Below are 23,203 nucleotides of genomic sequence, written 5' to 3' on the forward strand. Positions count from 1 at the left end.
GTCGGATGCCTGTCCAGACGCGCGACCCGAAGGGGAGAATGACCGCATGACTCTTCCACCGATCCGCGACTGGTGGCCGCAGCTCTCCATCGACGCGCGACGCACCCTGCTCGACGGTGACCTCCCTCACCTCACCGACGCCGCGCGCGAGGAGATCCGCGAGATCACCGGTGCGGTGGTCGGCATGCAGGAGACGCTGTCGGACGACGACCTCGACTATGCGCGCGCCGAGGTCGAGGCATCCGAGGAGTGATTCCTCAGCCGATGGGCGTATCGGTCGGCTGCTCCTCGCGCAGGCGCGGTTCGGTGCGGCGTTCCGGGCGCACGCCCGCCTTGTCGGCGTAGAAGGCGCGGATTCGGTCCATGTCGGAGCGCACGTCGCCGGTGACTTCGATCGTCGGGCCGAGCCCCGTCGTCATGGTCGTTCGGTCGACGAAACCGAGCGTCAGCGGCATCCCGGTCTCGGTCGCGATGCGGTAGAAACCCGACTTCCAGAAGTCGTTGCCCCCGCGCGTGCCGTCCGGCGTGATGACGAGACCGAAGACCTCGCCCGCATGCACCTGGCCGACGACGTCGGACACGACCCGCCCCGGGTTCTCGCGATCGACGGGGACACCGCCGAGTCGTCGCATGATCGGGCCTTTCCAGCCGCGGAAGAGGCTCTTCTTGCCGAGCCAGTGCACATCGATCCCGAGCCGCCAGGCGATCGCGAGCATGAGGACGAAGTCCCAGTTCGAGGTGTGCGGTGCTCCGATGAGGATCGTGGGCCGCGTGGGGACGGCGTCGCGCCCGACGAGCGTCCAACGGCTGAGGGCCCAGAAGAGACGGGCTATCGAACGCGTGATCATCTCTCCACCGTAGGGGGAGCGGCTATCCGTCCGCTGGCGACGAGGATGCCTCGGAGTCGCCGGCGAGGCGGATGAGAGCGGCCGCCGTACCCGGGGGAAGCCCCGGCACGGCGTCGACGGGCACCGCGAGGGCCTGCAGTGCGCGGCTGAAATAGTTGCGGAGTGACGCCGCGAGCGTGATGTCGACGATCTGCCGATCGGTGAACCCGAGATCGCGCAGCTCCTGGGAATCGGCATCCGTCATCGCCCGGGGTGTGGTCGACAGGCGGGCCGAGTAGCGCACGACCGCCTGCTCGGCCGGGCCGAATCCGCGATCGTCGTGAGCCGTGAACGCCGCCAGGCCGGCCTCGTCGAGCACCCCGACGGCGAGAGCGCGTCGACCGTGCGCCAGCAGACAGTGCGTCGAACCGATCGCGCGTGCGGCGCCGAGGGTCGCAGCCTCGTAGACCCGCACGCCGATCGACGGCACGACGGCCCGTATCAGCTCTTCGAAGGCGGCGTGCGCCTCGGGATTGATCGCCATCGCCTGGGTGTGGACGTAGACGAATCCGTCTTCGGCTATGTCGTCGGCGTACATCTCGGCGGCGTGCCCCGCGACGGATGCCGCATCCGGGGGAGTGATGATCATCGCTGCTCCTTCGCCTCGACTCTCGTGTCCACAGCGAACGTTACGCCGCGCGGGCGCGACGCAACACCCGGATCGACGCCGCTGCCTCAGGACAGGCGTACGATCGAGGGATGACCGATCAGCAGGGAGACACCACCGAGCAGGACGCCGCCCTCGGGCTGGCACCTCTGCCCGGAACCCTCAACCTTCTCGACGGGGAAGCCGCGGGCCTCTGCAGCGGCGGCGTCTGCCACTTCCCCGCTCCGAAGAAGACGGGATAAGCGCCAGACGCCGCCATGCGGCGTCAGTGTCCGCCGTGGAACTCTCCGCCGGCGTCGTCGGCCGGCTTCCGGACGAACGGGCTCAACGCCACGGCCGCGAGCGAGATGATGGCCGCGATCAGGAACGCCATGCGAGCGCCCGGTGCACCGGCCAGTGCGGTCGAGAGACCCTGCTCCTCGCCCGAGTGCAGGATCGCCGAGTAGGTGACGAGCAACACCGCGACACCGGCCGCCCCCGCCACCTGCTGCATGGTGTTGAGCACGGCCGAGCCATGCGAGTAGAGCGAACGCTGCAGTGAACCGAGCGATGCCGAGAACAGAGGCGTGAACGACATCGCGAGGCCGACCGACATCACGGCCTGCACGATCACCAGCACCCACCACTCGGTGTGCTCGCTGACGGTCGAGTAGAAGAACAGCGCGGCAGAGACCAGGATCGTGCCGGGGATCAGCAGCGGGCGCGTGCCGCGCGCGTCGTACACGCGACCCATGATCGGGCCGAGCAGACCCATCAGCACCGAACCGGGGAGCAGGATGAGGCCCGCGGAGAAGGACTCGAGTCCGACGACGTTCTGCAGGTACTGCGGGAGCAGCGTGAGCGTTCCGAACATCGACAGCGCGAGGATCGACATGATGATCACCGAGAAGGTGAAGTTCGTCGAACGGAAGACGCGCAGGTCGAGCAGCGCGTCGTCGACGCGCTGGAGCACGAGCTGACGCCAGACGAACAGCCCGAGCGAGACGACGCCCACGACGAGCGCGATGACGCCCGTTGTCGCACCGGCTCCGGCGCCCTCGCCGCCGAGCTGGCTGATGCCGAACACGATTCCACCGAAGCCGAGAGCGGCGAGCGGGATGGAGACAACGTCGAGGGGCATACGGCGCGTCTCGCCGAGGTTCGTCATCCAGCGGATGCCCATGGCGAGGGCGATCAGGGCGATCGGAAGGATGATCGCGAACAGCGCGCGCCAGTTGAACACCTCGAGCACGGCGCCCGCGAGCACGGGGCCCGTCGCGGGAGCGAGGGAGATCACCATGCCGACGCGACCCATCATGCGCCCGCGCGACTGCGGGGGCACGACGTTCATGATCGTCGTCATGAGCAGCGGCATCATGATTCCCGTGCCGACGGCCTGGATCACGCGGCCGACGAGCAGCACGGCGAAACCGGGGGCGATCAGCGACACCAGGGTGCCGAGCGAGAACGAGATCATCGCGGCGATGAACACCTGACGCGTCGTGAAGCGCTGAAGGATGAACCCGGTCGTCGGGATCACGACGGCCATGGTGAGCATGAAGGCGCTGGTGAGCCACTGACCGAGCTCGGGCGGGATGCCGAGGTCGGTGTTGAGGTGGGGGATCGCGATCCCCATAGTGGTCTCGTTGAGGATCGCCACGAACGCGGCGACCAGGAGCAGCCAGATCACCCGCATGTCGGAACGCGCGATCGTCCCGTCGGCGGGAGCGGTGGTCGGGATCGACCCGGTGTCGACGGCAGACATACGGCCTCCAGGGCACAGGAAAGAGAGAGAACGGTGCGCGAGTGCGCCAGGATCATTCAGCGTAACCACAGGATCGGACATTTCATTCCGAGCGGGCGATATATCTGCTGAGGGCGGACGCCGCGACCCCGATGTCCCCACCGCTGGCTACGCTGACCTCATGAGCATGGGCGGCGGAATGGGTGGGAGGCATCCCGGGGGCTTCCGCGGTGTCGACGAAGATGCGCAGCGCCGGCTGAACGCCGAGGCTCCGCGCATCAGCGGCCTCGGAGCCCGAGTGGTGACGCTCTTCCGCCCCTACAAGTGGCGGATCGTCGTGACCGGCATCCTCGTCGTGCTGGGCGCGGGCATCGCCGTGATCCCGCCGCTGATCGTGCAGCGCGTGTTCGACGATGCGCTCTTCCCCGTCGACGGCGGCGGTCCGCACCTCGAGCTCCTGGTCTGGCTCGTGGTCGCCATGATGGGGCTCTTCCTCGGGTCCGCGGCGCTCGGCGTGGCGCAGACGTGGCTCACCTCGACCGTCGGCAACAGCGTCACAGGAGATCTGCGGGTGCGCCTGTTCGAGCACCTCCAGGCGATGGAGCTGGGGTTCTTCACCCGCACCAAGACCGGCGTGATCCAGTCGCGCCTGCAGAACGATGTCGGCGGTGTCTCCGGTGTGCTGACGAACACCGTCACGAGCATCCTCGGCAATGCGGTCACCGTGATCGCCTCGCTCGTGGCGATGATCCTGATCGACTGGCGTCTGACCCTCATCGCGATCATCCTCATGCCGTTCCTGATCATCGTGCAACGCCGGGTCGGGCAGGTGCGTGCGCGGATCGCGGGCGAGACCCAGGAGTCCCTGTCGGAGCTCACCTCGATCACGCAGGAGACCCTGAGCGTCTCGGGCATGCTGCTGTCGAAGGCGTTCAACCGGCAGCGCGCGGAATCGCAGCGCTACCAGGCCGAGAACCGCAACCAGGTGCACCTGCAGGTGCGTCGGGCGATGAGCGGCCAGGGCTTCTTCGCGGTGGTGCAGGTCATCATGGCGAGCGTGCCGGCGATCATCTACCTGGTCTCGGGCTACCTCATCGCGGGAGGGACCGGCGCGATCACCGCCGGCACCGTCGTCGCCTTCACCACGGTGCAGGCGCGACTCCTGCAGCCGCTCATGGGCCTGATGCGCGTCTCGCTCGATCTGCAGACCTCTTCAGCCCTGTTCGCGCGCATCTTCGAGTATCTCGACCTGGTGCCCGAGATCGAGGACGCCCCCGATGCGCTCCCGGTGGCGGATGCTCCGGGGCCGCGAGGGCGCGTCGAGTTCCGCGAGGTCGTGTTCCGTTATCCCGACGCGACCGATGACGCCCGGCCCACCCTCGACGGGGTCTCGTTCGTCGCCGAGCCCGGCCAGCACGTGGCGTTCGTCGGTCCGTCCGGAGCGGGAAAGACCACGGTGCTCTACCTCGCTCCGCGCCTGTACGAGGCCCGCGGCGGAGCCGTACTCTTCGCCGGCGCCGACGTGCGCACGCTCACGCAGGAATCGATCATCGACGACGTGGGCATCGTGTCGCAGGAGACCTACCTCTTCCACGCGACCATCCGCGAGAACCTGCTGTACGCCAAGCCCGACGCGAGCGAGGAGGAGCTGATCGAGGCGGCCACGGCGGCGAACATCCATCACATCATCTCGGGGTTCGAGAACGGCTACGACACCGTGGTGGGCGAGCGCGGATACCGTCTGTCCGGCGGCGAGAAGCAACGCATCGCCATTGCGCGCGTGCTGCTGAAAGACCCTCCCGTCCTGCTGCTCGACGAGGCGACGTCGGCCCTCGACACGGTGTCGGAGCGCGTCGTGCAGGAGGCGCTCGACGAGGCCGCGAAGGGCCGGACGACGATCTCGATCGCACATCGACTCTCGACCGTGATGGGCGCCGACGTGATCCACGTGCTCGAGGCGGGGCGCATCGTCGAGTCCGGTACCCACGCCGAGCTGCTCGCGCACGACGGGCTCTACGCCGAGCTCGCCGCCCAGCAGGTGGCCGCGTCCCGTGTGCTCGCGACCGAGGCGGCCGTCGAGATGACCGTTTCGGGCGGAGTGGCCGGCGCACTGCGCGATCGCCGGGCCGACCGCGCTCCGGAAGACCCCGTGTCGGCCGACGCGGTCGAGACGCTGACGGCATCCGTCCCGCTGACGGCCGCCGTGCCGCTCCTGGATGCCGCGACGGACGATCGGGTCTATCCGCCGCCGGAGTGAACGGCCGCGACCGGATCGTGATCAGTGCGCCGAGAGACCGCCGTCGACGAAGAGCGAGTGCCCGGTCACGTAGGCCGAGCCTGCGCCGGCGAGGAAGACCGCAGCACCCGCGAAGTCCTCGGGCAGTCCGTTCCGCCCGATCATCGTGCGCGCGGCGAGACTCGCGACAGCCTGCGGATCCTGCTGCAGCCGGGCGTTGAGCGGTGTCAGGACGAAGCCGGGAACGAGCGTGTTGCTCGTCACCCCGGTGCCGCCCCAGGCCTCGGCCTCGGAGCGCATGAGGGACTCCACGGCACCCTTGGATGCTCCGTAGATGCCGCTCGTGGCGAAGGCGCGGTGCGCCTGCTGCGAGCTGATGTGGATGAGGCGCCCATAGCCGCGCTCCGCCATTCCGGGCGCGAAACGCTGCCCGAGCAGGAAGGGCGCGAGCGCGTTGACGGTCATGGTCGCGTCCCAGTCGTCCTCCGTGATCTCGGCGAAGGGCGGGCGGATGTTGATCCCGGCGGAGTGCACGACGATGTCGGGCTCACCGAAGGGTCGTGCCGCGTCTTCGGCGGCGGCGCGGATGCCGTCGCGGGAGCTGAGGTCCCCGATCACTCCCTCCGCGGTCCCGCCGGCATCGCGCAGCGCGTGGACGGTCTCGGCGATGCGCTCGGCGCCGCGGGCGACGATCACGGTGGACGCACCCGCTCCGGCGAGGGCGGTCGCTATCCCGCGCCCGATCCCGGAACTGCCGCCCGTGACGATCGCCGTGCGTCCGGTGAGCGAGAAGAGGCTGTCGAGGTAGGTCATGGGGTCTCCGGGTGCGTCACCAGCTGAGGGCGGCCGTGAGCGAGTGGTCGGGGGAGGCGTGGGCGAACTCGGGAAGCGCCTCGATCTCGGTGACGAACTCCGAGACCGCCGCTGCGTAGGCGGGGTCGAGGTGCGTGCGGGCGATCTCGTGGAGCGGGGGCAGATCCATCGCGACGATGAGCGAGAGACGGGCGGCGACGGCGTCGTGCGCTCCGGCATCCTGCAGCACGCGGATGCCGCCGCGCAACGCCGCGAGGTAGTCCAGCAGCACGGGGAGCCGAGCCTTGCCCTGCGTGATCGAGGTGCCGTCGGCGCGGACCCGCCAGTGCGCGACCACATCGGGGATCACGTCGAAGGCGGTCGCCCGGGTGTACATCAGCTGCGCCACGACCTGATCCTCGTAGGCGACTCCTTCGGGGAAGCGCAGGTCTCCCCAGAAGTCGGTGCGGCTGATCTTCGACCAGGCCACGATGTTCGCCGACGCGGCCGGGTGGTCGAGAATCGTCGTGCCGAGGCGCTGCGGGTCCGTGGCCGTGGCTACCCAGGGCTGCACGCGGCCGGCCACGTAGGAGTCACCCTGCGCGCGCGTGCGCACGTACGCTCCCGCCACGAAGTCGCTGCCGCTCTCGGCGAGGGTGCCGGTGAGGCGGGCGAGCGCGGTCGGGGTGAGTTCGTCGTCGGCATCGAGGAATCCGAGGAGGGGCGTGTCGACGAGCTCGAGTCCGGCGTTCCGCGCGGCACCGAGACCGTGCGCCTCGTCGCGGCGGAGCAGGCGGAAGCGCGGATCGTCGGCCGCGGCCGCCCGGAACACATCATCGGTGGCGTCGGTCGAACCGTCGTCGACGAGGATCGCCCGCCAGCGCGGCTCGGTCTGCGCGCGCAGCGAGTCGATCGCGGCGGGGGCGAAGGCGGCGATGTCCCGCCCGGGGACGATCATCGTCACGATCGGGTCGGGTGCGCTCACCCCCCGATTCTATGGCCGCGGGATCAGGCGAGGACGGCGCGCACCGACTCCGCGACGAGCCGGGCGAGGTGCTCGGGGGCGTCGTCGGGGAGCGCTCCGCGACCGAAGGTGAAGCGCACCGAGGTCTGCGCGATCGCGGGCTCGATTCCGCACGCCAGCAGGACGGGGGAGGGCTCGTCGCTGCCCGCCGCGCACGCCGAGCCGCTCGACGAGACCACCCCGCGTCGCTCGAGTTCGAGCAGCACCGATTCCCCGCTCGTGCCGGCGAACGTGAAGCTCGCGGTTCCGGGGAGCCGCTGCGCAGGGTCTCCCGTGAGCGCCGCCTGTGGCACCGCCGTCAGCACCGCGGAGATGAAACGAGCCGTCGCCCGCCCGACCCGCGTGGCGACATGCACCCGTTCGGCCTCGGCCAGGTCGAGAGCCGTGGCCAGCGCCACCGCTCCCGCGACGTTCTCGGTTCCCGACCGACGCCCGCGCTCCTGCCCGCCTCCGTGCAGCAGGGGTTCGAGTGGAACGCGCCCGCGAACGGCGAGAGCGCCGGTTCCCTTCGGGGCGCCGAGCTTGTGCCCGGCGATCGAGATGGCATCCGCACCCAGTCCGTCGAGGGGCAGCCACCCGGCGGACTGCACGGCGTCGAGATGCAGGGGCACCCCGGCATCCCGGGCGAGATCGGCGAGCGACGCGGCATCCTGCACCGTGCCGATCTCGTTGTTCGCATGGCCGGCGCTCACGAGCGCCGTGTCGTCGCGCAGGAGTGCCTGCAGGTCGGATGCCGCGATCCTTCCGCATCCGTCGACGGGCAGGAGCGACACCTCGATGCCGTGGAAACGGCGCAGGAAGTCCGCGGACTCGAGGATCGACTCGTGTTCGATCGGCGAGACGATCACATGGCGCTTGCCTTTCGCGAGGGCGCCGAGCGTGATGCCCTTGACCGCCAGGTTGTTCGCCTCGGTGCCGCCCGAGGTGAACACCACGTCACCGGTACGCATGCCGAGCGCCCGGGCGACACGACGTCGCGCGTCGTCGAGTGCGCTCGCCGCGGCTTCGCCCACGGTGTGGTGGCTCGAGGGGTTGCCGAAGACGTCCGTGAGATACGGCCGCATCGCCTCGAGGACCTCCGGGCGCACCGGCGAGGTCGCGGCGTGATCGAGGTAGAGCACCCGCGTCAGCCGATCCGCAGATCCAGGCCGAGGTCGAGTGCGCGAGCGGAGTGCGTGAGCGCACCGACCGAGATGACGTCGACTCCGGTCGCGGCGATCGCGGCGACCGTGTCGAGATTCACGCCTCCGGATGCCTCGACCGTGGCGCGCCTGTCGATCATGGCGACGCCCGCGCGGAGGTCGTCGAGGGTGAAGTTGTCGAGCAGCACGGTGTGCGCCCCTCCCTCGAGCACGGCGGGGATCTGGTCGAGGCGATCCACCTCGACCACGACGTGCGCGGTGTGCGGAAGGCGCGCGATCGCGGCGCGCAGCGCCGTGGCGGTATCGACGCCGGAGCGGGTGAGGACGGCGAGATGGTTGTCCTTCGCCATCACAGCATCCGACAGGGAGTACCGGTGGTTGCTGCCGCCGCCGCAGGCGACGGCGTGGCGCTCGAAGGCGCGCAGGCCGGGTGTCGTCTTGCGGGTGTCGGCGATCCGAACGGGCGTCTGCGCGACCGCTCGGACGTACTCTGCGGTGACCGTCGCGATGCCGCTCATGCGCTGGGTGAAGTTCAGTGCGACGCGCTCGGCGGTGAGGATGCTGCGCGCCGAGCCCGATACGGAGGCGAGCACGTCGCCGTTCTCGAACGCATCGCCGTCACCGACGTGCAGGTCGACGGTCACGTCGGGGTCGGTGAGGGCGAAGGCGGCGGTGAAGACGGTGCCGCCGCTGAAGGCGCCGGGCTCGCGCGCGACGAGATCCGCGGTGGCGGTCGCATCGGCGGGGATCAGCGCTTCACTCGTCAGGTCGCCCCACGGAGCGTCCTCCTCGAGGGCGGCGGCGACGACACGGGTGAGGGTGGCGGCGGTGAGCATCAGACTCCGATCAGGGCGGGTTCGCGGAAGTGGGCGCCGACCGACGCGGTGCGCAGGAGAGCAGCGGATGCCGTCGCCTCGGCGAGCACCAGCAGATTCGCGTTCTCGTGCGCGGCGACGTCGACCGGGGTGGGGAGTGCGGCGCGCCAGGCGCGGATGGTCGCCAGCGCGAGTCGCAGTCCGTCGTCGGTGCGCAGCAGCCCCACCTCGTCCCACATCAGTCGCTGGAGGGCGTCGCGCGAGAACGGCGAGGAGATCGGCGTCGCCGCGTTTTCGGCGATCGCGTGCGGCTCCGGCGCCTGCGGCAGAGGCCAGGGCGCTCCGATCGCCGCAGCGGCGCGGGCCCCGAAGACTGCGCCCTCGAGCAGCGAGTTCGAGGCGAGGCGGTTCGCGCCGTGCACGCCGGTGCGCGCGGCCTCGCCCACGGCGAAGAGACCGGGCACGGTCGTACGGCCGTCGAGATCGGTCGCGATCCCGCCCATCAGGTAGTGCGCCGCCGGCGTCACGGGGATCGGCTCGCGCGACCAATCGAAGCCGCGCTCGCGGGTGACGCGGTCGATCGTCGGGAAGCGCCGAGCCAGGGTCGGGACGCCGAGCATCGTGGCGTCGAGACGAACGGGCGAACCCTGCCGGGCGGCCTGACGCGCGATGGCCCGCGACACGACATCGCGCGGTGCGAGTTCACCGTCGGGGTGGCTGTCGAACGTGAAGCGGCGACCCGTGTCGTCGATCAGTGTCGCACCCTCGCCCCGGACGGCCTCGGAGATCAGGAAGGCGGGCTGCGCGTCGAGGATCGTCGGGTGGAACTGCACGAACTCGAGGTCGGCGACCGCCACGCCCGCGCGCAGGGCGGCGGCGATGCCGTCACCGGTCGTGCCGTCGGGATTCGTGGTGTGCGCGTAGAGGTGCCCGGCGCCTCCGGTCGCGAGCACGACGGCATCCGCGTCGAACTCGTCCGACTGCCCGTCGCGCAGCAGACGGATGCCGCGCACGGCAGCCCCGTCGACGATCAGGTCGACGAGGAACGCGTGCTCGACGACCGCCATCCCGGTTCCGCGCACGGCGGCGGTGAGGGCACGGGCGATCTCGGCGCCGGTGGCGTCGCCGCCCGCGTGCACGATGCGCGCGTGGCTGTGCGCGGCTTCGCGAGCGAGCAGGAGCGCGCCGTCGGGGGAGCGGTCGAAGGCTGCTCCGCGGGCGATCAGTTCGGCGATCCGAGCGGCGCCGTCCGCGACGAGCACCCCGACCGCCGCCTCGTCCGACAGACCGGCTCCCGCGGTCATCGTGTCGGCGGCGTGCAGGGCAGCCGAGTCGCCCGCCCCGTAGACACCCGCGACTCCGCCCTGCGCGTACCCCGTGCATCCGTCGCCGAGCGTGCCCTTCGTCACCACCGTGACGGTGTGACCCGCCTCATGCGCGTGCAGGGCCGCGGTGAGGCCCGCGACGCCCGAGCCCACCACGATGACGTTCATCGCGCGCTCGCAACCACCGGCGGCTTCGCGGCGAGCATCCGCTCCAAGGAGACGCGCGCGGGGTCGGCGACGTCGGACGTGACGGTGATCCGGTTCGGAGTGCGGCCCGCGACGAACTCCTCGAGCACCCAGGCGAGGTAGCCGGGGTGGATGCGGTACATCGTCGAGCACGGGCACACGACCGGGTCGAGGCAGAAGATCTCGTGCTGCGGGTACTGCGCGGCCAGTCGCTTGACGAGGTTGATCTCGGTGCCGATAGCGAACGTCGTGGGTTCGGTCGCCGCATCGATCGCGCGTCGGATGTAGTCGGTCGATCCCGCCTCGTCGGCCGCATCCACGACCTCCATCGGGCACTCCGGATGCACGATCACCCGCACGCCCGGGTGCTCGGCGCGCGCCTGCTCGATCTGCCCGACCGTGAACCGGCGGTGCACCGAGCAGAAGCCGTGCCACAGGATCACCCGGGAGTCCTCGAGGACCTCGGCGCTCGACCCGCCGAGGGGCTTGCGCGGGTTCCACATCGGCATCTGCTCGAGCGGCACTCCCATCGCCTTGGCGGTGTTGCGGCCGAGGTGCTGGTCGGGGAAGAACAGCACACGGCGTCCGCGCTCGAACGCCCACTCGAGCACGGTCTGCGCATTGGACGACGTGCAGACGATGCCGCCGTGGCGACCCACGAATCCCTTGATCGCAGCGGAGGAGTTCATGTAGGTGACCGGGATGACCGGCACGCGTCCGTCCTCGTCGATCGCGTCGAGATCGCCGAGCACGTCTTCGAGCTGCTCCCAGCACTCCTCGACCTGATCGATGTCGGCCATATCGGCCATCGAGCAGCCGGCCGCGAGGTTCGGAAGGATCACGGCCTGGTCGGGGCCCGAGAGCAGGTCGGCGGTCTCGGCCATGAAGTGCACGCCGCAGAACACGATCGCCTCGGCATCCGGTCGGCCCTTGGCCGCCGTGGCGAGCTGGAAGGAGTCACCCACGTAGTCGGCGTGGCGCACGACCTCCTCGCGCTGGTAGAAGTGTCCCAGCACGACCACGCGGTCGCCGAGCGTCTGCTTGGCGGCGCGGATGCGTTCATCGAGCTCGGCCTCGTCCGCCTCGCGGTAGGCGACGGGGAGCTCTCCCTGACGCGGAGCTCCGGTGGGGATCACGTCGCCCATCGACGACCCGGGTCCGTACCCGGGGCGGGTGTCGAAGTCCCAGGGGCCGACGGCGAGGTCGGTGGTACAGGTCTCGTCGACGGACGCGCCGGTGACGATCGCCTGGATCGCGTGATCGACCGAGCCGTCTCGCGGCGGGACGGCGGGTGCGGGGACGAAGGTGATGCTCATCGGATGCTCGTTTCTTCGGGACCGAGGGGGCCGCGGGCGGCCAGTTCGACGTCGGTGTTGTCGCGGTACAGGCGGGCGGGACGGTGGCTGCCGGTGCGGAAGCGGTCGGTGGGGATGAGGTTGCCGGTCGCCTCGACCTGGCGCCGGAAGTTGGCGGGATCGAGTTGCCGGCCGAGGATCGCCTCGTAGGCCTCGCGCAGGTCGGCGAGCGTGAACTCGGAGGGGAGGAAGCCGTGCGCCACGCGGCTGTAGCCGACCTTGCTGCGCAGGCGCCACAGGGCGTACTCGATGATGTCGGCGTGATCGAAGGCGAGTTCGGGGAGCGCATCGACGTCGAACCATTCGACGTTCTCGGGCGCGCGCCCGGATGCCCGGTGCGCGGCGCTCTGCGCGAGAACCTCGTCCTGACGCAGGAGCGCCCAGTACACGATCGAGATCACGCGCGTGGGGGAGCGGTCGACGGCGCCGAAGGCGTACAGCTGCTCGAGATACGACGGGGTGAGGCCCGTGGTCTCGGCGAGCGTGCGCGCGGCGGTGTCGATCGGGGATTCGTCGGGGGCGATCCACCCGCCGGGCAGTGCCCAGCGGTCGGCGAAGGGTTCGCGCGTGCGTCGCACGAGGGGCAGCGCGAGCGCGGGAGTGCCCAGCGCCGACGGGCGCAGCGTCAGGATCACGGTGGATCCCGCGACGCGGATGCCGTCAGTTCGAGTCATAGTTACCTTAACCTCCGTCTCGATCTTAGTGTCATCGAGACACTTAGTGCGAGTGGATGACGCTCCGCGGCGTCGAGTCCGAAACGTTATGTGACGGCGGAGAGAACTCTTGTCCCCCCGGACGGGGTTTGTTAGGTTACTGTCCTAACAAACCCCGTCGCTCGGCAGAGCAGCCGACGACGGCCACGATCCCCACCCCCGAGGATCGGCTCCACACCCGGAGCACCCCTCCTGCAGTGCAGCACCGAGAGGAATCAAGAATGATCCGTAATGGCAAGCGCAAGATCGCGCTCACCGCGGTAGCGGGGGCATCCGTCCTCGCTCTGGGCCTGACCGCCTGCGGTTCGGGCGGCAGCGGCGACTCCGACGCGAACGGCGACCGCGCCCTCCGCGTCTGGGCGGGCAGCCAGACCCCGATCACGGCCAACTACAACCCCTTCGCGCCCACCGTGCTCCACGGTGCGCTCGGCCCCATCTACGAGCCGCTGTTCTTCTTCAACAAGACCGCGGACACCGAGCCCGTCGGCCTCATCGGCGACACCTACGAGTACAACGAGGACGGCACGGTGATCACCGTCACCATCAAGCCCGACCTCAAGTGGAGCGACGGCGAGCCCCTCACCGCGGCCGACGTCGCGTTCTCGTTCGGATACGAGGCCAACAGTCCCGACGCCAACGGGCTGGTGTCGGCCGAGGCCACCGACGACACCACCGTCGTGCTCACCTACGACAGCGCGCAGTACACCACCGAGTTCCAGCGGCTCGGCTCGACGTACATCCTCCCCGAGCACATCTGGAAGGACGTCGACGACTACGCCAACTTCGCCAACGAGGACCCGGTCGGATCCGGCGCCTACGTCGTCGACAAGACCACGAGCGAGTCGTACACCCTGGTCGCGAACGAGAACTTCCGCGACGCCGCCGACCTCGGCGTCAAGAAGGTGCAGTACATCGCGGTCGACAACAACCAGACCGCGCAGGACCTGCTCGCGGCCGGAAAGCTCGACTGGACCGGCATGTTCATCCCGAACCCGGATGACGTCACCGCGAACGGCGCGATCGACTGGATCAACACGCCGCAGGACCCGACGGTGCTCTACACCTGCTCCAACGCCGACCTCGGCTGCACCGGTCCGCAGACCGACGTCGCCGTGCGCCAGGCGCTCAACGCCGCGATCGATCGCGGCACCATCAAGGAGAAGGCGTTCGTCGACCTGACCGCCGAGATCTCGCCCACCTACGCCCTGCTGCCGCGCGACGAGAAGTGGGTCGCCGACCCCGCGAATGAGCTCAGCCCGCAGGAGGCCGACGCGGCCGAGGCCGGATCGATCCTCGAGGCCGCCGGCTACACGAAGGGCTCCGACGGCATCTACGAGAAGGACGGCGTGCCCGTCGAGCTCAGCCTGACCTCGGTCGACGGATGGACCGACTACAACGACGCCGCGAAGCTCATCGCCGAGCAGGCCGAGGCCGCGGGGATCAAGATCAACGCCTCGACCGTGCAGTGGCAGGAGTTCTCCGACACCCGTCAGAGCGGGGAGTACCAGCTCATCGTCGGCGGCATGATCGGCACCTCGGTCGCCGATCCGTTCCAGATCTACCGCGACTGGTTCGGCGGCACCGCCGTCGCCTCGACCGGCCCCGTCGGCGAGGAGATCCCCACCGGGCGCTGGAACTTCAGCCGCTACGACAACCCGACCGTCGACGCCGCGATCCAGTCCGCGATCAGCACGAACGACGAGGCGACGAAGAAGGAGCTGTACGCGACGATCCAGACCGAGATCGTGCGCGACCTCCCCTACATCCCGCTGGTGATCAACGCCACCCAGACCTTCTACAACACGAAGGACTACACGGGCTGGCCGACGGAGGACGACCTGTACGCGTTCCCGCCGTCCTGGGGCGCGATCGCGGCGGGCTACGTCCTGACGCATCTGCAGCCGGTCGAGTAAGCACCGCCAACGGGGAAGCAGGAAGTCAAGGAAGACGCACATGAAGTTCTATGCACGACGGATCGGGTTCTACGCCTTCACGCTGTGGGCCGCGATCTCCATCAACTTCCTGCTTCCCCGCATGATGCCGGGCAATCCCGCCGACATCATGATCGCCAAAATGCAACGCGCGGGCGGTGACGTCTCGGAGACGACCATCCGCAACATCAAGCTCCTCCTCGGGGGCGACGACTCCTCGCTGTGGGAGCAGTACCTCTCCTACTGGGGGCGGATGTTCCAGGGCGACCTGGGCGTCTCGGTGACGAAGTTCCCGACCCCGGTAACCGAGCTCATCGGGCAGGCGCTGCCGTGGACGCTGATCCTCGTCGGCACCGCGACCGTGATCTCGTTCATCCTCGGCGTCGTGCTCGGCGCCTGGGCGGGGTGGAAGCGCGGCACGTGGGTCGATCACCTGATCCCCGCCACGACCGTGCTGCAGTCGATCCCGTACTTCTGGATGGCGCTCATCCTCGTCGCCGTGTTCGCGGTCGGCCTCGGCTGGTTCCCGATCTTCGGGGGCTACGACGTCTTCGACTTCCCGGACGGCCCGGAGCCGACCTGGGCGTTCTTCACGAACGCCGTCTCGCACGCGATCCTCCCCGCGGTCACGATCGTGATCAGCTCGGTGGGCGGATGGCTGTTCGGCATGCGCAACATGATGGTCTCGACCCTCGCCGAGGACTACGTTCTCACCGCCGAGGCCAAGGGGCTGCGTCCCCGGCGCATCCTCACCACCTACGCCGCGCGCAACGCGGCCATCCCATCGATCGCGGGCTTCTCGATCACCCTCGGGTTCGTGGTCGCCGGGTCCATCGTCATGGAGCAGGTCTTCACCTACCCGGGCATCGGCAAGCTGATGTTCCAGGCCGTCACCAACAACGATTACGCGCTGATGCAGGGACTCTTCCTCGTCATCACGATCACCGTGCTCGCCGCCAACTTCTTCATGGATCTCATCTACGGATTCATCGACCCGAGGGCTCGCCAGAATGTCTGACACCAAGCTCACCCCGATGCAGATCGTCAAGGAGCAGCCGACCGACACGCCTGCCACGACCATGACGCTCGCCACCGCGACCGGCCGATCGAGGCGGGGACGCGGACTGATGCCCACCCGCTCGGCGAAGTTCGTGACCGGCCTCGTGCTCGTGCTCGCGATCACGCTGTTCGCGATCATCGCGCCGTTCTTCACGCAGAACCCGCGGAGCACCGACAACGCAGCCCTGCAGCCGCCCTCCGCCGAGCACTGGCTGGGCACGACCAAGCTCGGCAACGACATGCTCGCCCAGCTCGCGATCGGCGCGCAGGGTTCACTGCTCGTCGGCGTCACCGCCGGCGGCATCGCGATCGTGCTGTCGCTGCTCTTCGGTGTGCTCGCCGGATACCTCGGCGGGTGGCGCGAAGACGGACTCGCCCTCATCACCAACGTGATGATCGTCATCCCCGGCCTGCCGCTCGTGATGGTGATCGCGTCGTTCGTGCCGCAGCGCAGTTGGCAGCTGGTGGCGTTCGTGCTCGGCATCACGTCGTGGGCGGGTGCCGCGTACGTGCTGCGGCTGCAGACGCGCTCGCTCCGTACCCGCGACTACGTGTCGGCCGCGAAGGTGGCCGGTGAGCGATCGTTCCGGGTGATCCTCGTCGAGATCATGCCGAACCTCCTGCCCTTGCTGACCGCGCAGTTCCTCTTCGCGATCATCTTCGCGATCCTCGGCGAGGCGGGCCTGTCGTACCTGGGGCTCGGCCCGAACTCCTCGATCACGTGGGGCACGATCCTCAACGACGCGCAGTCCGGGCAGGCACTCGGACGCGGAGCGTGGTGGTGGTTCGTGCCGCCGGGCGTCATGATCGCGCTCCTCGGCGCGGGGCTCGCGCTGATCAACTTCGCCATCGACGAGATCATCAACCCGAAGCTGCGCAACGCGCCGGATGCCGCACGACGCGTGCGCCGGGCAGCCAAGACGAAGGGGGTCGCGGCATGAGCGACGCCGTCCTCACCGCCCGAGGCGTCTCGATCGAGTACGAGGTCGATCCGCCGGTCAAGGCCGTCCGCAACGTCTCGCTGACCCTCCACCGCGGCGAGATCCTCGGTCTCGCGGGGGAGTCGGGGTGCGGCAAGACCACGCTCGCCTACGGCATGAATCGGCTGCTCAAGGCTCCGGCCCTCATGACGAGCGGGGAGATCGTCTTCCACGACCGCGACGGCGACGACATCGACATCGTCGGCCTGCGCGACGACGGTCTGCGGGCCTTCCGCTGGGACAAGATCTCGATGGTGTTCCAGGGCGCGATGAACTCGCTCAATCCCGTGATCGACGTCCGGGCCCAGATCTACGACATCTTCGACACGCATCGCCCGGGTATGACGCGCGCGGCGAAGAAGGAGCGCGCCGAGGAGCTGCTGACACTGGTGGGCGTCGACCCCGCGCGACTGACGAGTTTCCCGCACGAGCTCTCGGGCGGCATGCGTCAGCGCATGATGATCGCGATGGCTCTGGCCCTCGACCCGCAGGTCATGATCATGGACGAGCCCACGACGGCGCTCGACGTGGTCGTGCAGCGCGGGATCATCCGCGAGATCATGCGGCTGCGCGAGAAGCTCGGCTTCGCGGTGATCTTCATCACCCACGACCTGCCGATGCTGATCGAGATCTCCGACCGCATCGCCGTGATGCTGCAGGGCGAGATCGTCGAGCAGGGAACCGCCGAGGAGATCTACCGATCTCCGCAGCACGAGTACACGAAGCGGCTGCTGTCGAGCTTCCCCAGTCTGCGCGGAGAGCGCGGGGACTTCGTCCGCACCGGAATGCACGAGAGTCAGGAGCAGGTGCGATGAGCGCTCACACGGATGGCGGTGCCGCCGCGCGCACGCTCGAGGCGCGGCACCTCACGAAGGACTTCCACCTGCGGTCGGGCTTCAAGACCAGCATCCTGCACGCGGTGAAGGACGTCTCCTTCACGCTCGAGGCGGGCAGGACGATCGCGCTGGTCGGGGAGTCCGGGTCGGGCAAGTCCACGATCGCGCGCATGCTCATGAAGCTCGAGACGCCGACGAGCGGGCAGATCCTGCTCGACGAAACCGAGACCGGCACACGGGGGCAGTCGCTCGCCCGCTATCGCTCCGACGTGCAGATGGTGTTCCAGGACCCGTTCGCCTCACTGAACCCGTTCCACTCGATCGTCCACCACCTCGAGCGGCCGCTGCGCATCCACCACCCCGAGTGGAGCGGCGCGCAGGTGCACGAGCGTGCCCTGGAGCTGCTGGACCGCGTGCGGTTGTCGCCGGCGAAGAGCTTCGCCGAGCGCAAGCCCCACGAGCTCTCGGGCGGGCAACGTCAGCGTGTCGCGATCGCGCGTGCGCTCGCCCCGGGCGCGCGGTTCATCGTCGCCGATGAGCCGGTCTCGATGCTCGACGTGTCGATCCGACTCGGGGTGCTCAACCTGCTCGCGGATCTGCAGCGCGAAGACGACCTCGGCGTGCTCTACATCACCCACGATCTCGCCACCGCCCGGCACTTCTCCGACGAGATCATGGTGCTCTACAAGGGCGATGTGGTCGAGCGCGGCCCGGCCGACGAGGTGATCCTGAACCCGCAGCACGCCTACACGAAGACGCTGCTGGGTGCCGCGCCGGAGCCCGAGAATCTCGGTCGCCTGCGCGACGAGGTCAGGCGGGAGCTCGCGGCGGAGACCCGCTAGACTGGGCGCACAATCGAACACGGGCCGAACGACCCCCGCGGGAGAGCCCCGGCGAACGCAGCCGGGCACCGAAGGAGCAAGCCTCCCCGCCAATCTCTCAGGTACGCGTACCGCGCGGTTCCGGCCACTCTGAAAAGCGATCCCGCCCGTCGGGGGGATCCGCCGACGGTGAAAGCCCTGCGTCAGCGCGGGCGAAACTCTCAGGCCCATGACAGAGGGGGAGTTCCGAGGAACGGCGCTGCCGTCGTTCCGCCCGTCTGCATCCGGGAGAACTCCATGTCCGATCCCCGTTACACCCCGCTCCGCGAGCGCCATGAGGCACTCGGCGCATCGTTCACCGATTTCGGCGGCTGGCAGATGCCGGTGCGCTACACGTCCGACCTCGCCGAGCACCACGCGGTGCGGCAGTCGGCCGGTCTCTTCGACATCTCGCACATGGCGGAGTTCCTCGTCACCGGGCCGTATGCGGGGGAGTTCCTCGACTACGCGCTCGCCGGTCGCATCTCGGCGATGCCCGTCGGCAAGGCGAAGTACTCGCTCGTGCTGGCCGCCGACGGGGGGATCATCGACGACGTCATCGCCTACCGCCTCGCCGACGACCGGTTCCTGGTGATCGCGAACGCCGGCAACCGCGGATTCGTCGACTCCGCCTTCGCCTCGCGCGTGCGCTCGTTCCCGTCGATCATCGAGCGGCAGCAGGAGCGCGCGGAGGGCGAGGAGCGCAGCTTCGCCGGTTTCCTGGGCGACCGGGGCGTCGACGTCGAGGACGTCTCCGATTCCTTCGCCCTGATCGCGGTGCAGGGCCCGGCGGCGCAGGCGATCCTGGCCGACACGGAGGGGATCGACGCGCTCAGCGTGCCGTGGGGCGAGCAGAAGTACTACGCCTGGGCCCAGGCCACGTTCCGCGACGAGCCCCTGCTCATCGCCCGCACCGGGTACACGGGCGAGGACGGCTTCGAACTCCTCGTGCGCACCGACGATGCCGCGGTGCTGTGGGACTCGCTTCTCGTCGCCGGTGAGCCGCACGGTCTCGTGCCGGCCGGGCTCGCCGCCCGAGACACCCTCCGCCTCGAGGCGGGGATGCCGCTCTACGGGCACGAGCTGACGACCGAGACCAAGCCCGCGCAGGCGGGGCTCGGCCGGGTCGTCGCCGCCGACAAGTCGAGCTTCATCGGCAAGGACGCGGTGGATGCCGCGGCCGACGCCCCCGTGCTCGTGGGGCTCGTCGCCGAGGGCAAGCGCGCCGGCCGGGCCGGCTACGGCGTCGTCGATGCCGACGGCACCCCGCTCGGCGAGATCACCAGCGGTGCGCTCAGCCCCACTCTCGGCCATCCGATCGCGATGGCCTACGTGACCCCTTCTTCCGCGGAAGAGGGAACCGCAGTATTCCTGGATGTGCGGGGGACGAGGATCCCCGCGACCGTGACCGCTCTGCCTTTCTACCGGAGGACGAAATGACCGATCTCAGCACCCTGCACTACACCGAGGAGCACGAGTGGATCGCCGTGGAGGGCGACACCCTCACCGTCGGCATCACCGACTACGCCGCCGACAAGCTCGGTGACGTGGTCTTCGTCGAACTGCCCGCCGTGGGCACCGAGGTCGCCGCGGGCACCGTCGTCGGCGAGATCGAGTCGACCAAGTCGGTGGGCGAGCTGTACGCGCCCGTGACCGGCACCGTCGTCGAGGTCAACGACGCGGTCGTCGACGATCCCTCGCTCGTCAACGCCGAGCCCTTCGCGGGCGGATGGCTCATCAAGGTCTCCGTCGCGGGCGGAGCGCCCGACGGACTGCTCGACCGCGACGCCTACGTCGCACTCACGGAGGGCTGATCCGCACGTGGTCTCTTTCGCCGATCGTCATATCGGACCCACGGCCGACGCCCAGCGTCGGATGCTCGATGCGCTCGGCATCGGGCCCGACGTCGACCCCGAGGGGCCGCTCGAAGCGCTGATGACCGAGGCGGTGCCGTCGTCGATCTTCACGGCCGCGCCGTCGGAGTCCGCGCTCGCGGACAGCAGCATCCCCGCCGCCGCCAGCGAGACCGAGGCGCTCGCGGAACTGCGCTCCCTCGCCGCGCGCAACACGGTGAACCGGCCGATGATCGGTCTCGGTTACTACGGAACGATCACCCCGCAGGTGATCCAGCGCAACGTGCTCGAGAACCCGTCGTGGTACACGGCCTACACGCCGTACCAGCCCGAGATCTCGCAGGGCCGCCTCGAGGCGCTCATCAACTTCCAGACGATGGTCGCCGACCTCACCGGGCTCTCCACCGCCAACGCGTCGATGCTCGACGAGTCCACGGCCGTCGCCGAGGGCATGCTCCTCGCACGCCGTGCGTCGAAGGCCAAGACCGACGTGTTCGCGGTCGACGCCGACGCGCTCCCGCAGACGCGCGCGCTCCTCGAGAACCGGGCGGATGCCGTCGGCATCCGTCTCGTCACGGTGGACTTCGCCGCGGGCGAGCAGCTGCCGGCCGACCTGTTCGGCGTCTTCGTGCAGTACCCCGGTGCCTCCGGTCGCGTGTGGGATCCGTCCGCCGTGATCGATGCGGCGCATCTCGCCGGTGGCCTGGCGGTCGTCGCGGCCGACCTGCTCGCGCTGACCCTTCTCACCTCGCCGGGAGCCCTCGGTGCCGACGTCGCCGTGGGCACGACCCAGCGCTTCGGCGTGCCGATGGGCTTCGGCGGCCCGCACGCCGGGTACATGGCGGTGCGCGCCGGTCTCGAGCGTCAGCTCCCCGGCCGCCTCGTCGGTGTGTCGGTCGATGCCGACGGCAAGCCCGCGTACCGCCTCTCGCTGCAGACGCGCGAGCAGCACATCCGGCGCGAGAAGGCGACCTCGAACATCTGCACCGCGCAGGTGCTGCTCGCGGTCATGGCGTCGATGTACGCGGTCTATCACGGACCCGACGGCCTGACGGCGATCGCCCGGAGCGTCGCCGGCAAGGCGGGGCTGCTGCGCTCCTGGCTCGTCGAAGACGGCGCCGACGTCGTGCACGACGCGTTCTTCGACACGCTGCAGGTGCGCGTCCCCGGGCGCGCGGCCGAGTACGTCGAGCAGGCGCACCACGGCTACGGCATCCTGCTGCATGCGGCGGATGCCGACACCGTGGGCATCTCGGTCGACGAGACCACGACCGTCGACGAACTGCTGCAGGTCGCCCGCGTCTTCGGGGGCCGCGCCGAGCGAGCGTTCGCCTTCGTCGATGACGCGAACGCCCTGCCCGAGGGGCTGCTCCGCCGGGAGGAGTTCCTCACGCACCCCGTCTTCCACGCACACCGCAGCGAGACGGCGATGATGCGCTACCTCAAGAGCCTCGCCGACCGCGACTACGCGCTCGACCGCGGCATGATCCCGCTGGGCTCGTGCACGATGAAGCTCAACGCGGCCACAGAGATGGCGGCGATCACGTGGCCCGAGTTCGCGGGCATCCACCCGTTCGCCCCGGCATCCGACGTCGCCGGCTACCTCGAGCTGATCGATCAGCTCGAGGCCTGGCTGGCCGAGGTCACCGGATACGACGCGGTGTCGCTGCAGCCCAACGCCGGCTCGCAGGGCGAACTCGCAGGGCTCCTGGCGATCCGCGGCTACCACCTCGCGAACGGCGACGAGCAGCGCACGGTGTGCCTGATCCCGTCGTCGGCGCACGGAACGAACGCCGCGTCGGCCGTGCTCGCCGGGATGAAGGTCGTCGTCGTCGCGTGCGACGAGCTCGGCAACGTCGACCTCGACGATCTGCGGGCGAAGATCCAGGTGCACGCCGAGGAGCTCTCGGCGCTGATGATCACCTACCCGTCGACCCACGGCGTGTACGAGCACGACGTGGTCGAGATCACCTCCGCCGTGCACGATGCGGGAGGTCAGGTGTACGTCGACGGTGCGAACCTGAACGCGCTGCTCGGCTACGCCCGCTTCGGCGACCTCGGCGGCGACGTCTCGCACCTCAACCTGCACAAGACCTTCGCGATCCCGCACGGCGGCGGCGGACCGGGTGTCGGACCGGTCGCGGCCAAGGCGCATCTCGCGCCCTACCTGCCCTCGCACCCGCTCGCGCAGCGCGCGGAGCACGCGGGAGGCCACGTCTTCGCCGGTGGGGCCGTCTCGGGCGCCCCCTACGGCTCGGCGGGCGTGCTCCCGATCTCGTGGGCGTACGTGCGGATGATGGGCGGTGCGGGCCTGCGGCGCGCGACCGCTGCGGCCGTGCTGTCGGCGAACTACATCGCCGCTCGCCTGGGCGAGCACTACCCGGTGCTCTACACGGGCGAGAACGGTCGGGTCGCGCACGAGTGCATCCTCGACCTGCGCCCGCTGAAGGAGGCGACGGGCATCACCGTCGACGACGTCGCGAAGCGCCTGATCGACTACGGCTTCCACGCGCCGACCATGTCGTTCCCGGTCGCGGGAACCCTGATGGTCGAGCCGACCGAGTCGGAGGACCTGGGCGAGATCGAGCGGTTCATCGAGGCGATGATCCAGATCAAGGCCGAGGCGGATGCCGTGGCGGCGGGTCGCTGGCCGGCCGACGACAACCCGCTCGTGCACGCACCGCACACGGCCGTGTCGCTGATCGCGGGGGAGTGGACGCACGCGTACACCCGCGAGGAGGCCGCCTATCCGGTGCACGCGTTGATCGCCGGCAAGTACTGGCCTCCGGTGCGGCGCATCGACCAGGCGTACGGCGACCGGAACCTCGTGTGCGCCTGCCCGCCGATCGAGGCGTTCGCCTGATCCGATAACACGTCGA

General features: G+C 69.6%; 21 protein-coding genes and 2 riboswitches. Of the genes, 11 read left to right on the forward strand and 10 right to left on the reverse strand.

What is annotated here, in order from left to right:
* Window positions 1–46: 46 nt before the first annotated feature.
* The gene (locus tag ACZ5Y9_RS06915; RefSeq protein WP_464472631.1) at window positions 47–253 is read left to right on the forward strand and encodes a hypothetical protein; all 207 of its coding nucleotides are present in this window, start codon (window positions 47–49) and stop codon (window positions 251–253) included.
* Window positions 254–257: 4 nt separating this feature from the next.
* Here the strand turns inward: ACZ5Y9_RS06915 and ACZ5Y9_RS06920 are convergent, their stop codons facing one another.
* Together ACZ5Y9_RS06920 and ACZ5Y9_RS06925 are read right to left on the reverse strand one after the other, a co-directional pair.
* Window positions 258–848, reverse strand: a complete 591-nt coding sequence (locus ACZ5Y9_RS06920; protein ID WP_247622983.1) for a 1-acyl-sn-glycerol-3-phosphate acyltransferase — start codon at window positions 846–848, stop codon at window positions 258–260.
* Window positions 849–870: 22 nt separating this feature from the next.
* Complete coding sequence (locus ACZ5Y9_RS06925) at window positions 871–1,476, reverse strand: carboxymuconolactone decarboxylase family protein (protein ID WP_247622982.1); 606 nt, start codon at window positions 1,474–1,476, stop codon at window positions 871–873.
* 110 nt (window positions 1,477–1,586) lie between these two features.
* Here ACZ5Y9_RS06925 and ACZ5Y9_RS06930 point away from each other — a divergent pair, with 110 nt between their 5' ends.
* The gene (locus tag ACZ5Y9_RS06930; protein ID WP_247622981.1) at window positions 1,587–1,736 is read left to right on the forward strand and encodes a hypothetical protein; all 150 of its coding nucleotides are present in this window, start codon (window positions 1,587–1,589) and stop codon (window positions 1,734–1,736) included.
* A gap of 23 nt (window positions 1,737–1,759) precedes the next feature.
* Here ACZ5Y9_RS06930 and ACZ5Y9_RS06935 read toward each other — a convergent pair whose 3' ends face one another.
* A complete protein-coding gene (locus ACZ5Y9_RS06935; protein ID WP_247622980.1) occupies window positions 1,760–3,238 on the reverse strand; it encodes an MDR family MFS transporter in 1,479 nt (492 codons plus the stop codon).
* A gap of 166 nt (window positions 3,239–3,404) precedes the next feature.
* On the opposite strand from ACZ5Y9_RS06935, the gene ACZ5Y9_RS06940 reads away from it, so the two are divergent.
* On the forward strand, window positions 3,405–5,474 hold the full coding sequence (locus ACZ5Y9_RS06940) for an ABC transporter ATP-binding protein (RefSeq protein ID WP_464472736.1): 2,070 nt from the start codon (window positions 3,405–3,407) through the stop codon (window positions 5,472–5,474).
* A 21-nt stretch (window positions 5,475–5,495) separates the two neighbouring features.
* Here ACZ5Y9_RS06940 and ACZ5Y9_RS06945 read toward each other — a convergent pair whose 3' ends face one another.
* From ACZ5Y9_RS06945 to ACZ5Y9_RS06975, 7 genes are read right to left on the reverse strand one after another with little or no spacing between them, the layout of a single operon-like run.
* A complete protein-coding gene (locus ACZ5Y9_RS06945) occupies window positions 5,496–6,266 on the reverse strand; it encodes an SDR family NAD(P)-dependent oxidoreductase (RefSeq protein ID WP_404596722.1) in 771 nt (256 codons plus the stop codon).
* Window positions 6,267–6,282: 16 nt separating this feature from the next.
* A complete protein-coding gene (locus tag ACZ5Y9_RS06950; protein WP_464472632.1) occupies window positions 6,283–7,230 on the reverse strand; it encodes a glycosyltransferase family 2 protein in 948 nt (315 codons plus the stop codon).
* 23 nt (window positions 7,231–7,253) lie between these two features.
* Window positions 7,254–8,390 carry a cysteine desulfurase family protein gene (locus ACZ5Y9_RS06955; RefSeq protein WP_464472633.1) on the reverse strand — a complete coding sequence of 379 codons (1,137 nt, stop codon included), beginning with the start codon at window positions 8,388–8,390 and terminating at the stop codon, window positions 7,254–7,256.
* A gap of 5 nt (window positions 8,391–8,395) precedes the next feature.
* Window positions 8,396–9,247: a carboxylating nicotinate-nucleotide diphosphorylase gene (gene nadC / locus ACZ5Y9_RS06960; RefSeq protein ID WP_247622976.1), complete on the reverse strand. Its 852-nt coding sequence runs from the start codon at window positions 9,245–9,247 to the stop codon at window positions 8,396–8,398.
* A complete protein-coding gene (gene nadB / locus ACZ5Y9_RS06965; protein ID WP_464472634.1) occupies window positions 9,247–10,719 on the reverse strand; it encodes an L-aspartate oxidase in 1,473 nt (490 codons plus the stop codon). The genes nadC and nadB overlap by 1 nt, the downstream gene beginning before the upstream one ends.
* Window positions 10,716–12,053: a quinolinate synthase NadA gene (gene nadA, locus ACZ5Y9_RS06970; protein ID WP_464472635.1), complete on the reverse strand. Its 1,338-nt coding sequence runs from the start codon at window positions 12,051–12,053 to the stop codon at window positions 10,716–10,718. The genes nadB and nadA overlap by 4 nt, the downstream gene beginning before the upstream one ends.
* Window positions 12,050–12,766 carry an NUDIX hydrolase gene (locus tag ACZ5Y9_RS06975; RefSeq protein ID WP_247622973.1) on the reverse strand — a complete coding sequence of 239 codons (717 nt, stop codon included), beginning with the start codon at window positions 12,764–12,766 and terminating at the stop codon, window positions 12,050–12,052. The genes nadA and ACZ5Y9_RS06975 overlap by 4 nt, the downstream gene beginning before the upstream one ends.
* Before the next feature lie 260 nt (window positions 12,767–13,026).
* Between ACZ5Y9_RS06975 and ACZ5Y9_RS06980 the strand changes: the two genes are divergently transcribed.
* The 8 genes from ACZ5Y9_RS06980 to gcvP all read left to right on the forward strand — a co-directional run bounded on the left by ACZ5Y9_RS06980 (window position 13,027) and on the right by gcvP (window position 23,187).
* Window positions 13,027–14,718 (forward strand): ABC transporter substrate-binding protein, encoded by a 1,692-nt coding sequence (locus ACZ5Y9_RS06980; protein ID WP_247622972.1) that lies wholly within the window; start codon window positions 13,027–13,029, stop codon window positions 14,716–14,718.
* Between the two features lie 40 nt (window positions 14,719–14,758).
* Window positions 14,759–15,754 (forward strand): ABC transporter permease, encoded by a 996-nt coding sequence (locus tag ACZ5Y9_RS06985; RefSeq protein ID WP_247622971.1) that lies wholly within the window; start codon window positions 14,759–14,761, stop codon window positions 15,752–15,754.
* On the forward strand, window positions 15,747–16,736 hold the full coding sequence (locus tag ACZ5Y9_RS06990; protein WP_247632583.1) for an ABC transporter permease: 990 nt from the start codon (window positions 15,747–15,749) through the stop codon (window positions 16,734–16,736). Before ACZ5Y9_RS06985 ends, ACZ5Y9_RS06990 begins: the two co-directional genes overlap by 8 nt.
* The gene (locus tag ACZ5Y9_RS06995) at window positions 16,733–17,590 is read left to right on the forward strand and encodes an ABC transporter ATP-binding protein (protein ID WP_247632582.1); all 858 of its coding nucleotides are present in this window, start codon (window positions 16,733–16,735) and stop codon (window positions 17,588–17,590) included. The genes ACZ5Y9_RS06990 and ACZ5Y9_RS06995 overlap by 4 nt, the downstream gene beginning before the upstream one ends.
* Entirely contained in the window at window positions 17,587–18,453 is an 867-nt protein-coding gene (locus ACZ5Y9_RS07000) for an ABC transporter ATP-binding protein (protein WP_247622968.1), read from the forward strand. The genes ACZ5Y9_RS06995 and ACZ5Y9_RS07000 overlap by 4 nt, the downstream gene beginning before the upstream one ends.
* Before the next feature lie 28 nt (window positions 18,454–18,481).
* A riboswitch (glycine riboswitch) is annotated at window positions 18,482–18,576 on the forward strand.
* A gap of 1 nt (window position 18,577) precedes the next feature.
* Window positions 18,578–18,675, forward strand: a riboswitch (glycine riboswitch).
* Between the two features lie 54 nt (window positions 18,676–18,729).
* Window positions 18,730–19,911 (forward strand): glycine cleavage system aminomethyltransferase GcvT, encoded by a 1,182-nt coding sequence (locus tag ACZ5Y9_RS07005; RefSeq protein WP_464472636.1) that lies wholly within the window; start codon window positions 18,730–18,732, stop codon window positions 19,909–19,911.
* Complete coding sequence (gene gcvH / locus ACZ5Y9_RS07010) at window positions 19,908–20,285, forward strand: glycine cleavage system protein GcvH (RefSeq protein ID WP_247622966.1); 378 nt, start codon at window positions 19,908–19,910, stop codon at window positions 20,283–20,285. Before ACZ5Y9_RS07005 ends, gcvH begins: the two co-directional genes overlap by 4 nt.
* A 61-nt stretch (window positions 20,286–20,346) precedes the next feature.
* Window positions 20,347–23,187, forward strand: a complete 2,841-nt coding sequence (gene gcvP, locus ACZ5Y9_RS07015) for an aminomethyl-transferring glycine dehydrogenase (protein WP_247624707.1) — start codon at window positions 20,347–20,349, stop codon at window positions 23,185–23,187.
* Window positions 23,188–23,203 lie beyond the last annotated feature (16 nt).

The sequence above is a fragment of the Microbacterium sp. T3-8 genome (genome assembly GCF_055398145.1).